Source organism: Pseudomonas sp. V98_8, assembly GCF_029967975.1.
In the GTDB taxonomy this organism is placed as follows: domain Bacteria; phylum Pseudomonadota; class Gammaproteobacteria; order Pseudomonadales; family Pseudomonadaceae; genus Aquipseudomonas; species Aquipseudomonas umsongensis.
Genome location: NZ_JASCAE010000044.1, coordinates 1 through 13,647, shown reverse-complemented (window position 1 = coordinate 13,647; position 13,647 = coordinate 1). Strand labels below are relative to the sequence as shown.

Here is a 13,647-nt window from a genome sequence, read left to right as displayed (position 1 = left end):
CAACAACAATGAAAAGCTACGAAACCCTGGCCGAACTGCAAGGCCTCGTCGGCGAAGTCGTGGGCACCAGTGACTGGGTGGCCATCGACCAACAGCGAATCAATACCTTTGCGCAAGCCACCGGCGATCATCAGTGGATTCATACCGATCCCGAACGCGCCGCCCAAGGGCCATTCGGCAAGACGATCGCCCATGGCTTCCTGACCCTGAGCCTGCTGCCCACCTTCATGACCAACGCGTTCGAACTGCGCAACGTGAAGATGGGTGTGAACTACGGCATGAACAAAGTTCGCTTCGTCCAGCCGGTGCCAGTGGACAGTCGGTTACGCGGGCACTTCAAGGTGCTGTCCTTCGAGCCGCTGGAAGGTAACGGTGCCCAGGTGACCTACGAGATGATCGTGGAGATCGAGGGCGCCGCCAAACCCGCGTGTGTGGCCGAGACCATCCTTCGGGTATTCGCCTGAGCCATAAATCCTGCAACGCCGTTTTGACAAAACGCCACGCGCATTCCCCTGCCGCGTGGCGTTTGCGTTTTTCAGCCTGAAAAAAGTCTGCCCCTCCCTTTGTGCGCCAATAAGGGGGGGGCGAAGACAGGGGGCGGTTGGTTAAAAAAACACTGCCGGGACGGGACGTTATTCCGCAGTTCCTTGAAGGGCAGGGCGTGCTTGGAAAGACGCTCAAACCATCATCCTAGAGGTTGGAGACATGATTAAACTCACAAGAACCCTGATTGCGCTTGGCCTGTTGGCTGCGCATGCAGGCGTGCTCCATGCAGCAGTATCAGAGCAAGAAGCCAAGCAATTGGGCACCAGCTTGACCCCCGTGGGTGCCGAGATGGCCGGTAATGCCGATGGCACCATCCCGGCCTATAACGGCGGGCTGAAAACCGCGCCCGCGGGCTTCGACAAAGCCACGGGCATTCGTCCCGACCCCTTTGCCAATGAAAAGCCGCAGTTCTCGATCACAGCCAGCAACGTGGACACCTATGCCGATAAGCTCACGGAAGGTACCAAGGCACTGATCAAGAAACTGCCGGGTTTTCGCGTCGACGTTTATCCGACGCATCGCACCGTAGGCTACCCGCAGTTCGTGCTGGACAACACGTTGAAGAACGCCACCAGCGCCGCGCTCACCAATAATAACGAAACGCTGCAAGGCGCCCATGCCGGTGTACCGTTCCCGATTCCCAAGACCGGCATCGAAGTGATGTTCAACCACCTCGCGCGCTACCAGGGCCTGGCCTGGATCGCGCCCAAGTACGGCGCCTACAACGTCGATGCGGCGGGCAAACTGGTCACGTCTACGTTGGGCCGCTGGACCTACGAGATGCCTTACTACGATACGTCGAAAAGTGGCGACGACATTCTGCTTACCCGCGCCCGTGCCAACTACAGTGGCCCTGCACGCCGCGCGGGTGAGGCAGTGATGACGTTCGACTACACCGCGACCGAGCGGGGGCGCAAGGCCTACCAGTATCTGCCTGGACAACGCCGTGTGCGCCTGGCCCCCGACCTGGCCTACGACACGCCGAACGCCAGTACCTCAGGGATGTCCACCATTGACGACATCAACCTGTTCAACGGCCGGATGGACCGCTTCGACTGGAAGCTGACAGGCAAGAAGGAGATGTACGTTCCGTACAACGCCTATCGCTTCGCCTACGCCGAGAATCCTGAGCAGGTGTTTGGCTCCAAATTCATCAATCCAGACCTGGTGCGCTGGGAGCGGCACCGCGTCTGGGTGGTAGAGGCGACCCTCAAGCCTGGCATGCGCCACATTTACTCCAAGCGCACCTTCTACATCGACGAAGACAGCTGGACCGCCGTGGCGGTCGACCAATACGACGGTCGCGGTCAACTGTGGCGGCCTGGCTTCAACTACCTCCATCAGATGTATGACGCCGTTGCCGTCAACAGCACCGCCGGACACTACGACCTGATTGCGGGTACCTATTACATCAACGTCTGGCCGGGGAAGGCGGGCGTACAGGTCATGGACAAGCTCAGCCCGGACAATGGCTGGAGCTCCGATAGCCTGGCGGGGGCCGGGGTTCGCTGATCACTGCTGAACTGTCCATTGTGGTGGAACGGGACCGACTTGCGCGGTTCCGTTTTTTTTCGCTTGTAGAAACAGGAGTGCCTATCCGTTATTCAGGTGACGGCCGCCTGTGGTTTCGCTCTAACAGCGGGTTACTTGGAAAAGCCCGCAGGAGCGATAGGTCATCCTTGGCAAAAGCCATAGCAATAGCGAGCCCTGCTGATCGTTCCCATGCCCGGCAAGGAATGCATCCTGCGACGCTCCGCGTCACCATTGCGCATGGCTCAGGTCAGGCGTCGTCAGTGGAACGCGGAGCGTCCCTGGCGGCATTCTTTTGCTGCGCGTGGGAACGATCAGATCAAGAAACCCGCCGAGACTGATCCACCCAGTACCCCTCACGAACCTGTCGCCGCAGCACCTTGCCAACCGCGCTCAAGGGCAGGGCCTCCACCAGTTTCACCGACTTGGGTGCCTTGAAGCGGCCAAGGCGCTCCTTGACCAGGGCAATCAGTTCTTCTTCAGCGACGATCATTCCCGGTTTAAGCACGACTTCGGCATGTACCGCCTCACCCCACTTGTCATGGGGAATGCCGACCACGGCCGACATCGACACCGCGGGGTGACTATTGAGCGTCGCTTCGACCTCCACGGCATAAACATTGAACCCTCCAGTAATGATCACGTCTTTCTTGCGATCGACGATGAACACATACCCGGCCTCGTCCACGTAGCCCAGGTCACCAGACTTCCAGAAACCGTCGCTGAACTCGGCGGCGGTGCCCTGGGGATTGTTGTGATAACCGCTGATGGTTCCGCGCCCACGTAGCCAGATTTCACCGGTGACGCCATTGGCAACGCGATTGCCCGCCTCATCGACGATCTTCAATTCGATGCCTGTGGCAGGCCGTCCAGCAGAGGCCAGGCGTCCCGTTTCGACCGCACTGAGGTGGTCGGCCTTGGTCAGGGTGCACACCGCCTGGGCGCATTCGGTGGCGCCGTACAGCTGGAAAAAGATGTTGCCGAAACGCTCCCGCGATTGCTTGAGCTTGCTAGGGCTCATAGGCGCCGCGCCGTAATAGAGGGTCTGCAAGCTCGACAGATCGTATTGCGAGGCCTCGGGCAACTCCAGCAGCCAACCCACCAGCGTCGGCACCATCAACGCCGTGGTAATCCGCTCCGCTTCGACATTGCTGCACCATGCCTTGAGGTCGGCGGCGTTCTGGGTCACGGTGCACCCGCCCCGAAACAGCGTGGGCAACAGCGACAGCCCCGAGCCATGGCTGATGGGCGCGATATGCAGGTAGCGAGTGTGTTCGTTGAGGGCCCGGCTCTGCTCGCTGTCGGCATACATCGAGTCGCGCGCCGCCAGCCAGTTATCGATGGTATAGCGGGCGCATTTGCTCTTGCCGGTGGTGCCGCCGGTAAAGCGGTAGATCAGCGTGTCCTGATACACATCGGATTCGACATCAGGCTCCTCATCCGATACCCCTTCCAGCAACGTCCAGAAGGACTGCGCGAAGCCACAATCGGCGGGTGGCTCATCCATGCACACCACGACGGCACCGCTGGCGCACAGCATGTCGCGGTAGCGCTGCAACAACGTGAGCTCGATGAAAATGACCTTGGGCGCGATGAACTCCACCTGCCAGCGATGTTCTTCAAGGGAATCGCGAAAGTTCGTATGCGCAATCGCTGCTTCGCCTTTGAACGCGGTCCAGGCGTGCAGCAGCGACAAATTGTCGTTTTCCAGGATGCACATAGCCGTGTCGCCACGCTGCAAATGCAGGCGCGTACGCAAGGCGTTGGCGATGCGATTGGTCAGCCGATGCAACTGATCAAAGCGATAACGCCGGTTGCGCTCCACATTCACCAACGCCTCCTGGCTGGCATAGCGTTGCGCAACCTGAGCCATGACCCTGGAAAAATTCATCTTCATTGTGGTCTCCGTTGTTTGTTCTGGCTGGTGGAAAACGCATTCTAGGAAGGGGGCCAAGGTGTGCCGCGCCCCCCTTCTGGAGAGGGGGGAGGCTCGCGGTGCCGGTGCTAAAGTCACTGGATGTGCCGTAGGCAGGGGCAACGGAAAAAACCCCTCCAATCAATGGCGTTTTGTGTAACAGCCTCTGTAACCATTGCGCAGTCAGCCATGGGTTTGCAGTGAGTCGAGGGCTTCGATGACAACAGGGAACAGACTTGCATTGGGCCTGCTGGCCTTACTGCCCGCCATGCTGGCCCAGGCGGATAACGGCGGTATCGGTTTCTGGCTGCCAGGCCAGTTCGGTGCGTTGGCGGCGGTACCCACCGAGCCCGGCTGGAGCCTGCCGCTGATCTACTACCATGCCCACGCCAAGGACGACGCCAGCAAACCCGTTCCCCGGGGCGGACTGACAACAGTTGGCCTGGATGCGACAGCGGATATCCTGTTCGCCTTCCCGAGCTACACCTTCGCCGAGCCTTTGCTCGGCGCTCAGGCTGCCCTGGCTATGGGCGCGGCCGTGGCGCGCTCCGAGGGCAGTGTCGATCTGACGCTGACAGGCCCGCGGGGCCGGACCGTCTCCGGCAGTACCGACGACACGTTGAAAGGCGGCAGCGACCTCTATGTGATGGGCACCCTGAAATGGAACCATGGCGTTCACAATTTCATTGCCTACAGCATGGGAGACATTCCGGTCGGTGCCTACAACCCCAATCGCCTGGTTAACATCGGCCTGGGTCACGCCGCTCTGGATGCGGGAGGCGGCTACACCTATTTTGACAAGAAGAACGAGTTTTCCGCCGTGGCGGGCCTGACGTACAACTGGGAAAACAGCGATATCGACTATCAGAACGGTGTCGATGCCCACCTTGACCTGAGCGCCTCGCACTTCATCAATGACCAGACTCACCTGGGCCTGGTTGGCTATGTCTACCAGCAGGTCACCGGCGATAGCGGCAGCGGTGCCACCTTTGGTGATTTCAAATCCAGGGTCAATGGCATTGGGCCCCAAGCCGGGCACTTCTTCAACGTCGGTAAAGACCTTTGGTACGCCAACCTCAAGGGCTACTACGAGTTCGATGCGAAGAACCGGGCAGAAGGCTGGAACACCTGGTTATCCGTGGTCATTCCTCTATCGAATTGAACGCCATCGACCAGGGAGGCACGCACCCCGAGGCCCCGGTACCGGTCCCGATAACAGTCGACCACGACGCTTGAAAACGTGCTTGGCACCCAAGGCTAAATCATTGGCATCCCCTGACAATTGCTGCGCCCCGCCTTCTGTCATGTTTACCCCAGACTGCCAGCAGGCATCACGACGACATTCAAAGGTGGGGTATGGATAACAAGCAGGGGCAGGGCGTAAGTCGCCGCAAGTTTCTCAGAAATGCCGGCGTTGTCGGTGCGGCAGGGGCAGCGGTGTCGGCGGGTGCCGTTTCGATCGGTACCGCGGTGGCCGGTGACAAGGGCGGCGCCAAATGCGCTGATTGCGATTACGACGTGGTGGTCATCGGCGGCGGGTTTGCCGGCGTCACCGCGGCGCGCGAGAGCATGAAGAACGGCTACAAGACCGTGATTCTCGAAGCTCGCAACCGGCTCGGCGGGCGTACGTTCAGCAGTGAGTTTGCCGGTCACAAGGTCGAGTTGGGCGGAACCTGGATCCACTGGACGCAGCCCAACGTCTGGGCCGAAGTACAGCGCTACGGCCTGGAACTCAAAGAGACGCCGGAGCCGTTTGTCGAAGAACAGCAGACGGTGCGCATTATTCACGAAGGCAAGGCCGTCGAGCCAAAGCTTGAGGAATTAATCGGTATTTCGAAGGCGGTAAAGGACTTCTTCGCCGATGCGCCCAAGCTCTGGGAGCGTCCCTACGACGCCAAGCATACCTGGGAGCAACTGCTCGCCGTCGATGGCATGACCGGCGCTGACCGTTTTGCGCAACTGAAGCTGACGCCGCTGGAGCGCAGCTTCATCGATGCCTATGTTGCCGGTATCGCCCATACCACCAGCGATCGCACGTCCTATCTGGAAACGGCGCGCTGGTGGTCGCTGCCCGGCTGGAACATGACAGCTTTCGTCGATGCCTGTGGTCGCTACAGCTTCAAGGACGGCACCATCAGCCTGATCAACGCGATGATCGAGGACGGCAAGCCGCAGGTGCGCTTGTCCACACCGGTGGCCAAGGTCGAAGAGCAGGGCAAGCGCGTGCTGATTACCACCGAAGGCGGGGAGGTGATCCGTGCCGGTGCGGTGATCGTAACAGTCCCGATGAACGTGTTGCCGCGTATCGCGTTCACCCCGGCGCTGGATCCGGCGCTGGTCCAGGCGGCGGAGGAAAAACACACCGGCAGTGGCATCAAGGTGTTCGTGCGCACCAAGGGCAAGTTGCCGGAAGCGGGCAAGCGGCTCGGCCTCGCCGGTTCCGCTCACCCGATCAACGTATTGGCGACCTATGCCAAGGCCGAGGATCACACCCTGTTCGTCGGGTTTGGCGCCGACCCTGCAAAACTCGATATCCAGGACCGTGACGCCGTGCAGGCGATGATGAGCTCCTTCTATCCGGACCTCGAAGTCGAAGCCTGCTACGGCTACGAATGGACCCTGGACCCGTATGCCCGCGGCACCTATTGCAGCTACAAGCCTAACTGGATACGCAAGTACTACGATCACTTCCAGAAGGATCGCGGTCGTGTGGTGTTTGGCCAGGGCGACCACGGCGAAGGCTGGCGCGGTTTCATTGACGGCGCTATCAGTGCCGGCAGCCAGGCTGCATTGCGCACGCACAAACTGTTGGGCTGACGAACCGGCCGGCGGGGCGCATCCCCGCCGGCTTCCTTACACAGACTTTTGCTGACGAAATTCCCGCGGCGTCATCCCGACCCAGCGACGGAATGCGCGGGTGAAAGAACTGGCCTCGTTATAGCCCAGACGCTGGGCTATTTCCGTCAGGCTTTGTGGGGACTGGCGAACGAGATCGATCGCCAGCGCCTGGCGTATTTCCTCCACCAACTCGGCAAATTCCACCTCAAGCTCCTGCAACCGCCGTTGCAGTGTGCGCTTGCTCATGCACAGGTGGCGCGCCACCTGATCGATGCCGATCTTGCCGTTGCTGATGTTGGCTTCAATCACCATGCCGATCCGGGTGGTCAGGTCGGTGTCGGCCAACCGGCGGCGGCGCTCGGCCTCCAGCCCTGGCAACAATGCCTGGAACAGGCGCGGATCGGCTGTCACCAAGGGTTGATCAAGCATCTCGCCGGGCCAGGCCATCACGTTCTTCGGCTGGTCGAAACGCAGCGGACATTTGAACGCAGCCTTGTGCAGTTCGATATCGACCGGTTGCGGATGCGCGAAATCGACACGTAACGGCGCAAACCGCTCACCGGTGACCTCGCGCAAAAGGGCGTACAGCGTTCCGATAGCGAACTCGGCATCCTGGCGCCGGTGCAGAACACTGGGGTCGGTGATCTGGTAGCTGATTTCCAGGCGACCCGCCTGCAGGCACCAGTCGAGCTCATTGGCCTGGGCGTGCACCACGATGTAGCGGCTGGCGGATACAAGCATCCCACGCACGTCCGGTGCGCTGCGCGCGGCATGACCGACCCCGCCCAACAGGCTGCTGTTGATACCGCTGCACAGCAAACCCAGCCCCATGCGCAACCCGAGGCTGGCGTCGCCATGGGCGGCGGCGACTTCCAGCAGGGCGTTGTATTGGCTCAACGGAATGGTGGCATCCGGTCGTTCCAGTAGCCCTTCGTCCAGGCCGACGGTCGCCAGGTGAGGGCGAAAAATGTCGGCATGACGCTGCAGCAGGGCTTCGGCATAAACGGTGTGTTTCAGACGAGACATACGAAATCGCTCCTGGCACGGCGGGTGGATCCCGTTCGCGTGAAATCGGGGATCAGCAAAAACGATGGCATGCACAATCCCGAGCGAATCCTAACAAGTGACGCAACGCCGCTCCCCCCTCCTTAGGTGGGGCGCGCGAAATTGGCGCCGAATGAAAAGTGTCTGGCATCCGCGGGCAATCACGGCAGTGGAGGGCGGCCTATGGTCTGGCCACGCTGGCGATTGTCATGCCGACAACCATCGCGCACTGGAGATTGAAATGAGAAACCTATTGGCATGCCTGGCCTTGCCAGGTGTTCTGTTGGCGAGTCCGTTTGTGGTTGCCCAGGACGCGGCGCCGAACATCGTCGTCTTACTGTTCGACAACCTCGGATATGGCGAACTCGGTGTTTATGGCGGCGGCGCGCTGCGCGGGGCCGAGACGCCGCGCATCGACCAGTTGGCCGCTGAAGGGATGCGTTTCACCGACTTCAATGTCGAGGCGCAGTGCACGCCTTCGCGGTCGGCGTTGATGACCGGCCGCTTTCCGATCCGCTCCGGGACGTACAAGGTGCCTCGTCCCGGCCAGCCCGATGGCCTGACCCTGTGGGAAGTCACCTTGCCTGAGCTGCTGTCGGCCAAGGGATATGCGACGGGCATCTGGGGCAAGTGGCACCTGGGCAGCAGCGAGGAGCGCTTTCCGACCCAGCAGGGATTTGACGAATGGTACGGCGTGCCGCGTACCTACGATGAGGCCATGTGGTCGGCTTCGGACGTAGCCAGCGGCCTGACGCCGGCCATTGGTAGCAAACAGGGCTGGGACCAGAAGCTGGCGCCGGCGCAGTTTATTTACGAGGCCCGCAAGGGCGAGGCGCCAAAGGCCGTCAAGAAACTCGATCTCGACACCCGGCGAACCATGGATGAAGAAATCACCCAGCGGGCAACGGCGTTCATCAACCACAATGCACAATCGGGCAAACCCTTTTTCGCCTACGTGTCCTTCTCGCAACCCCACATGCCCACGCAGCCAAATCCGGCGTTTGCCGGTAAAACAGGCAATGGTTCATGGGCCGACGTGCTCGCCGAGATCGACTTTCGGACCGGACAAGTGCTCGATGCCCTGAAAGCGGCGGGGGTCGAACAAAATACCCTGGTAGTGCTGGCCAGCGACAACGGTGGCGAGTCCACCTATCCGTGGCAGGGTGCCAACGGTCCGTGGCGCGGGACTTACTTCACCGCCATGGAGGGCAGCCTGCGGGCGCCGTTCATTCTGCGTTGGCCAGGTCATGTTTCGACTGGCAAGGTCAGCAACGAGATCGTCCATATCGTCGATCTCTACACCACCCTGGCCCATGCCGCAGGGGCCGAGATACCCACCGACCGCGCCGTGGACGGGGTCGACCAGATGGCGTTCTTCACCGGCAAACAGCCCAAGTCCAACCGTGAAGGATTCCCGGCCTATGTCGCCGATCGCCTGTCGGCGGTGAAATGGCGTAACTGGAAACTGCAATTGATCTTGCAAGACGATATGTACGATCCGCCGCAAACACTGGCGCTACCGCGTCTGTACAACCTGCTTACGGACCTTCGCGAGGAACACAACGTGGCAGCGCAGAACACCTGGGTGATCACGCCCATGATGAGCATCGTCGGCGCCTTGAAGACGAGCCTGGCCAAATACCCGCCTATCGAAAGCGGCACGCCTGATCCGTACGTTCCATCGCACTGACGGCATCGAGCCGTCCATGCCCGAGGCGCCTTTCGCCATCGAATGGCGCCCAATGGCAAATCTCTGGCGTTGACCAGCGATTAGTCAGTCCCCCGCGGATGTCACCTTAGGTTCACCACCAATACTGCTGGGGAACCTCCTATGCGCTACCTGATTCAACCGCTTGCCGGCCTGTCGCTGCTGGCGCTCAGTCACGCCATTGCGGCTGCCGAGTGCGATGCCGGCGCCGGTCAACAAGCGTTCCAGACCAAGTGTGCCGCCTGCCATGCCCTCGACGCCGACCGCGTCGGCCCGCGCCTCAATGGCGTGGTCGGTCGCCCCATCGGTTCGATACCGGGCTTCAAATACTCGAAGGACCTGGCCGGGGCGAACAGCGCCTGGACCGTCGAACAGCTGGATCGTTGGCTGACTTCCCCGGCACAAATGTTCCCAGACACGGCAATGGCGTTCGGTGGCCTGCGCAATGCCAGCGAGCGCCAGGCCGTGCTCTGTTTCCTGCAAACACAAGGCTGACCTTGCCGGGCGGGGAAGCCAAAGCCCGCCGATGGGTGACACATCAATAATAAGGAAAAAAAGTCTGTGCATATCACTCCTCTCAAGCGCTGCATGCTGGCAATGGCCGTGGCGGCGGCAACGGCACCGGTTTGCGCCGCAAGCTTCGACCTCGGTGAGCTTCACGGCCAATTCGACTCGGCGTTGTCGATCGGTGCCAGTTGGGCCATGGCCGAACCCAAGTCCAAATTGATCGGTAGCGACAATGGCGGCACCGGCTTCTCCACCTCCGGTGACGACGGGCGCCAGAATTTCAAGAAAGGTGAAACCTATTCGAAGATCTTCAAGGGCGTGCATGACCTCGAACTGTCCTACGGCGACACCCGCGCTTTTGTCCGGGGCAAATACTGGTACGACTTCGAGCTGCAGGACGAACACCGCCCCTTCAAGGACATCAGCGACGACGGGCGTGTCATGTCCACGCGTTCCTCGGGCGCCGAATTTCTCGACGCGTTCGTCGCGCAACGCTACGAATTAGCCGATCGTCCAGGGGAAGTTCGCTTGGGCAAGCAGGTGGTGAGCTGGGGCGAAAGCCTGTTCATCGGCAACTCGATCAACGCAATCAACCCGCTGGACGTCTCGGCGCTGGTCCGGCCGGGCTCGGAACTCAAGGAAGGCCTTATTCCGGTCAACATGCTCTATGTCTCCCAAAGCCTGACGGAAAACCTTAACGTCGAAGGTTTCTACCAGTTGCAGTGGAAGCCCTACGCGCTACCCAACTGCGGCACTTTCTTCGGGGCCGACCCCGTACCCAAGGGCTGTGATCGCAATCTCAACGCCGGCCTGGCCGACATCGCGCCGCTGGAGCCGATCGCCGCCAATGCCGGATTGGGTTTTGACATCCTCGACCGTCGCATCAGCAACGAGGGCGTCATCCTGCCGCGCGACAAGGACCACGAGGCGCGCGACAGCGGGCAGTTCGGTCTGGCCCTGCGTTGGCTCGGCGAGGGTACGGAGTACGGTGCCTATTACATCAACTACCACTCGCGTAAGCCCAAGTTCGCTTTGCGCACCGAGAGCGGCGTCGCCAACTTCATCCAGAACGACCCGGGTTTCGCCGCGTTGCCGTCGGACGAGCAGTTTGCCCTGGGCCTGGCTACCGGCGCCGGCAATACGCACTACTTCATCGATTACCCGGAAAACATCCACCTGTTCGGCTTGAGTTTCGCCACTGTGTTGCCCACCGGCACGGCGTGGAGCGGCGAAATCAGCTACCGCCCCAATGAACCCCTGTCAATCAACACCGCCGATCTCTCCGGCGGTGCGCTGAACCCGGTGTTCCAGGCACTGACCGGGAGCATCGTCGAGCCGACCGTACCCGCCGAAGAAGGGCAGGTCATCCAGGGCTGGAAGCGCAAGGAAGTCACCCAGGCGCAGACCACCTTGCTGCACCTGTTCGATCCGGTGATCGGTGCCGATTCGATGTCGCTGGCGGTGGAAATCGGCATGACCCACATCGGTGGGCTGGAAGGCCTGGACAAGCAGCGTTACGGCCGTGACTCGGTCTTCGGCGACTTGAGCCAGGCCGGGCGCCACGGCTATTACACGCAAAACTCCTGGGGTTACCGGGCGTTCAGCGCCCTGAAGTACACCAGCGTGTTCGCCGGGGTCAACCTCAGCCCCAATCTGGCGTGGTCCCACGATGTCGACGGCTACGGTCCGACCTTCAACGAAGGCTCCAAGGCCGTGAGCGTCGGCCTCGATGCCGACTACCGCAACACCTACACCGTCAGCCTGAGTTACACCGATTACTTCGGCGGCGACTTCAATACCGACATTGACCGCGACAACCTGTCGCTCAGCGTCGGCGTGACCTTTTGATCCCGGAGCCTTTGAAAACATGAAAGCATACGCACAGCTCACGAGCGCATCCCTTGCATTGATGCTGTTGGCCTCCAGCGTCATGGCCGCCGTCTCGCCCCAGCAGGCTGACCAGCTCGGCACCAGCCTGACCCCCCTTGGCGCGCAGAAAGAAGGCAATGCCAATGGCAGCATTCCGGCCTGGACCGGCGGGCTGCCGAAAAATGCCGGCCAGGTGGGCGCCAACGGTTTCCTCGCCGACCCTTTCGCCAGTGAGAAACCGCTGTTGATCATCACTGCGCAAAACGCCGAGCAGTACAAGGACAAGCTCAGTGCCGGGCAGTTGGCGCTGTTCAAACGCTTCCCCCAAACTTATCGGATACCGGTCTACCCAACCCATCGTTCGGCGACGATTCCGCCAGACATCATGAAGCTGGCGAAGGACAGTGCCCTGCATGTCACCTCAACCGACGATGGCAACAACCTGGCCAACTTCGCCGACAGCGGCTACTACGCGTTTCCGATCCCGAGCAATGGTGTCGAAGTAGTCTGGAACCACATCACGCGATATCTCGGCGGCAGCTATCAGCGCAGCTTCATCCAGGCTACGCCACAGGTGAACGGCGACTACACGCCGGTGCGTTTCGAGGAAGAGCAAGTGTACCCCCGGCAAGTGACCGACCTGCCTGCCGGCGACGCGCAAAACCTGTTGTATTACTACAAGCAACGCGTGACGTCGCCAGCACGATTGGCCGGCACGGTTGCGCTCGTGCATGAGACCATCGATCAAGTGAAGGAACCCCGTCGCGCCTGGGTCTACAACGCCGGTCAGCGTCGCGTGCGACGTGCCCCGCAACTGGCCTACGACGGGCCGGGCACGGCTTCCGACGGCCTGCGCACGGCGGACAACCTCGACATGTTCAACGGTGCGCCTGATCGCTACGACTGGAAGCTGATTGGCAAGAAGGAGATGTACATTCCCTACAACAGCTATCGTCTGGAATCTTCTGCGCTGAAGTACGACGACATCGTCAAGGCAGGGCACCTCAACCCTGACCATACCCGCTATGAGCTGCACCGCGTATGGGAGGTGGAGGCGACCCTCAAGCCTGGCCAGCGCCATGTCTATGCCAAGCGTCATATGTACCTCGACGAAGATACCTGGCAACTGGCGGAAGTCGATCATTACGATCAGAAAGGCCAGCTATGGCGGGTAGCGGAGGGGCATGCGCTGTATCGATACGACGAACAGGCCAGCTACTTTGCCGCCGAAACCCTGTACGACCTGATCTCAGGTCGCTACATGGTGGTTGGCCTGCGCAATGAGGAACCGCGTAACACCGAGTACGGCCTGACCGCCAAGAACTTCGAATTCACCCCCGCAGCACTGCGCTCCGATGGACTGCGCTAACCCTTCTGAGATGCAGGCAGTGTGACCGACAGACGTGGGTGGTGATTTGGCGACCACCCCGTCAACCTCCCTTGAGGCGGCCTGATAGCCGACCTATTGTTGGTTGACTGAGTACATATCCATTGCTGCGGTAACGACCACTTGGGGTTTCGCTTTTACCGTAGGCGCCACGCTTGCTGGCGAAGGCGTCCTGGCAGACGGTGATTGTCTTTCAGGTGTACATATCCGTTGCTGCGGTAACGGCCGCCTATGGTTTCGCCCTTACGGCGAGTCACTTGGAAAAGCCCCAAGTAACCAAGGGCTCTTGCCCCTGGCGTTCGG

The 13,647-nt window shown here is 60.7% G+C and carries 10 protein-coding genes; 8 read left to right on the top strand and 2 right to left on the bottom strand.

Annotated features, from left to right (window positions below):
- The first annotated feature begins 8 nt into the window (after nt 1-8).
- Entirely contained in the window at nt 9-464 is a 456-nt protein-coding gene (locus tag QLG10_RS13655) for a MaoC family dehydratase (RefSeq protein WP_282487517.1), read from the top strand.
- Between the two features lie 241 nt (nt 465-705).
- Nucleotides 706-2,058, top strand: coding sequence for a DUF1329 domain-containing protein (locus QLG10_RS13650; protein ID WP_248677552.1), 1,353 nt, complete (start codon nt 706-708; stop codon nt 2,056-2,058).
- Between the two features lie 337 nt (nt 2,059-2,395).
- On the opposite strand, the gene QLG10_RS13645 is transcribed toward QLG10_RS13650, so the two are convergent.
- On the bottom strand, nt 2,396-3,973 hold the full coding sequence (locus tag QLG10_RS13645) for an AMP-binding protein (RefSeq protein ID WP_282487516.1): 1,578 nt from the start codon (nt 3,971-3,973) through the stop codon (nt 2,396-2,398).
- Nucleotides 3,974-4,208: 235 nt separating this feature from the next.
- Here QLG10_RS13645 and QLG10_RS13640 point away from each other — a divergent pair, with 235 nt between their 5' ends.
- Both QLG10_RS13640 and QLG10_RS13635 read left to right on the top strand, forming a co-directional pair.
- Nucleotides 4,209-5,153, top strand: coding sequence for a transporter (locus QLG10_RS13640; protein ID WP_282487515.1), 945 nt, complete (start codon nt 4,209-4,211; stop codon nt 5,151-5,153).
- Between the two features lie 194 nt (nt 5,154-5,347).
- The gene (locus tag QLG10_RS13635) at nt 5,348-6,808 is read left to right on the top strand and encodes an NAD(P)/FAD-dependent oxidoreductase (RefSeq protein ID WP_020801053.1); all 1,461 of its coding nucleotides are present in this window, start codon (nt 5,348-5,350) and stop codon (nt 6,806-6,808) included.
- A 36-nt stretch (nt 6,809-6,844) separates the two neighbouring features.
- Here the strand turns inward: QLG10_RS13635 and QLG10_RS13630 are convergent, their stop codons facing one another.
- The gene (locus QLG10_RS13630) at nt 6,845-7,855 is read right to left on the bottom strand and encodes an AraC family transcriptional regulator (RefSeq protein ID WP_282487514.1); all 1,011 of its coding nucleotides are present in this window, start codon (nt 7,853-7,855) and stop codon (nt 6,845-6,847) included.
- A 259-nt stretch (nt 7,856-8,114) separates the two neighbouring features.
- Here QLG10_RS13630 and QLG10_RS13625 point away from each other — a divergent pair, with 259 nt between their 5' ends.
- From QLG10_RS13625 to QLG10_RS13610, 4 genes are all read left to right on the top strand, one after another.
- Nucleotides 8,115-9,563, top strand: a complete 1,449-nt coding sequence (locus QLG10_RS13625; RefSeq protein ID WP_083349068.1) for an arylsulfatase — start codon at nt 8,115-8,117, stop codon at nt 9,561-9,563.
- Between the two features lie 141 nt (nt 9,564-9,704).
- Nucleotides 9,705-10,076: a c-type cytochrome gene (locus QLG10_RS13620; protein WP_282487513.1), complete on the top strand. Its 372-nt coding sequence runs from the start codon at nt 9,705-9,707 to the stop codon at nt 10,074-10,076.
- 93 nt (nt 10,077-10,169) lie between these two features.
- Nucleotides 10,170-11,936, top strand: a complete 1,767-nt coding sequence (locus QLG10_RS13615; protein ID WP_282487561.1) for a DUF1302 domain-containing protein — start codon at nt 10,170-10,172, stop codon at nt 11,934-11,936.
- Nucleotides 11,937-11,955: 19 nt separating this feature from the next.
- Nucleotides 11,956-13,326, top strand: a complete 1,371-nt coding sequence (locus QLG10_RS13610) for a DUF1329 domain-containing protein (RefSeq protein ID WP_282487512.1) — start codon at nt 11,956-11,958, stop codon at nt 13,324-13,326.
- The last annotated feature ends 321 nt before the right edge of the window (nt 13,327-13,647 follow it).

Excerpts from the sequence above, each read along its gene's own strand:
- QLG10_RS13655 (WP_282487517.1), top strand. The coding sequence starts at position 9 with ATGAAAAGCTACGAAACCCTGGCCGAACTGCAAGGCCTCGTCGGCGAA.
- QLG10_RS13650 (WP_248677552.1), top strand. The coding sequence starts at position 706 with ATGATTAAACTCACAAGAACCCTGATTGCGCTTGGCCTGTTGGCTGCG.
- QLG10_RS13645 (WP_282487516.1), bottom strand. The coding sequence starts at position 3,973 with ATGAAGATGAATTTTTCCAGGGTCATGGCTCAGGTTGCGCAACGCTAT.
- QLG10_RS13640 (WP_282487515.1), top strand. The coding sequence starts at position 4,209 with ATGACAACAGGGAACAGACTTGCATTGGGCCTGCTGGCCTTACTGCCC.
- QLG10_RS13635 (WP_020801053.1), top strand. The coding sequence starts at position 5,348 with ATGGATAACAAGCAGGGGCAGGGCGTAAGTCGCCGCAAGTTTCTCAGA.
- QLG10_RS13630 (WP_282487514.1), bottom strand. The coding sequence starts at position 7,855 with ATGTCTCGTCTGAAACACACCGTTTATGCCGAAGCCCTGCTGCAGCGT.
- QLG10_RS13625 (WP_083349068.1), top strand. The coding sequence starts at position 8,115 with ATGAGAAACCTATTGGCATGCCTGGCCTTGCCAGGTGTTCTGTTGGCG.
- QLG10_RS13620 (WP_282487513.1), top strand. The coding sequence starts at position 9,705 with ATGCGCTACCTGATTCAACCGCTTGCCGGCCTGTCGCTGCTGGCGCTC.
- QLG10_RS13615 (WP_282487561.1), top strand. The coding sequence starts at position 10,170 with ATGCTGGCAATGGCCGTGGCGGCGGCAACGGCACCGGTTTGCGCCGCA.
- QLG10_RS13610 (WP_282487512.1), top strand. The coding sequence starts at position 11,956 with ATGAAAGCATACGCACAGCTCACGAGCGCATCCCTTGCATTGATGCTG.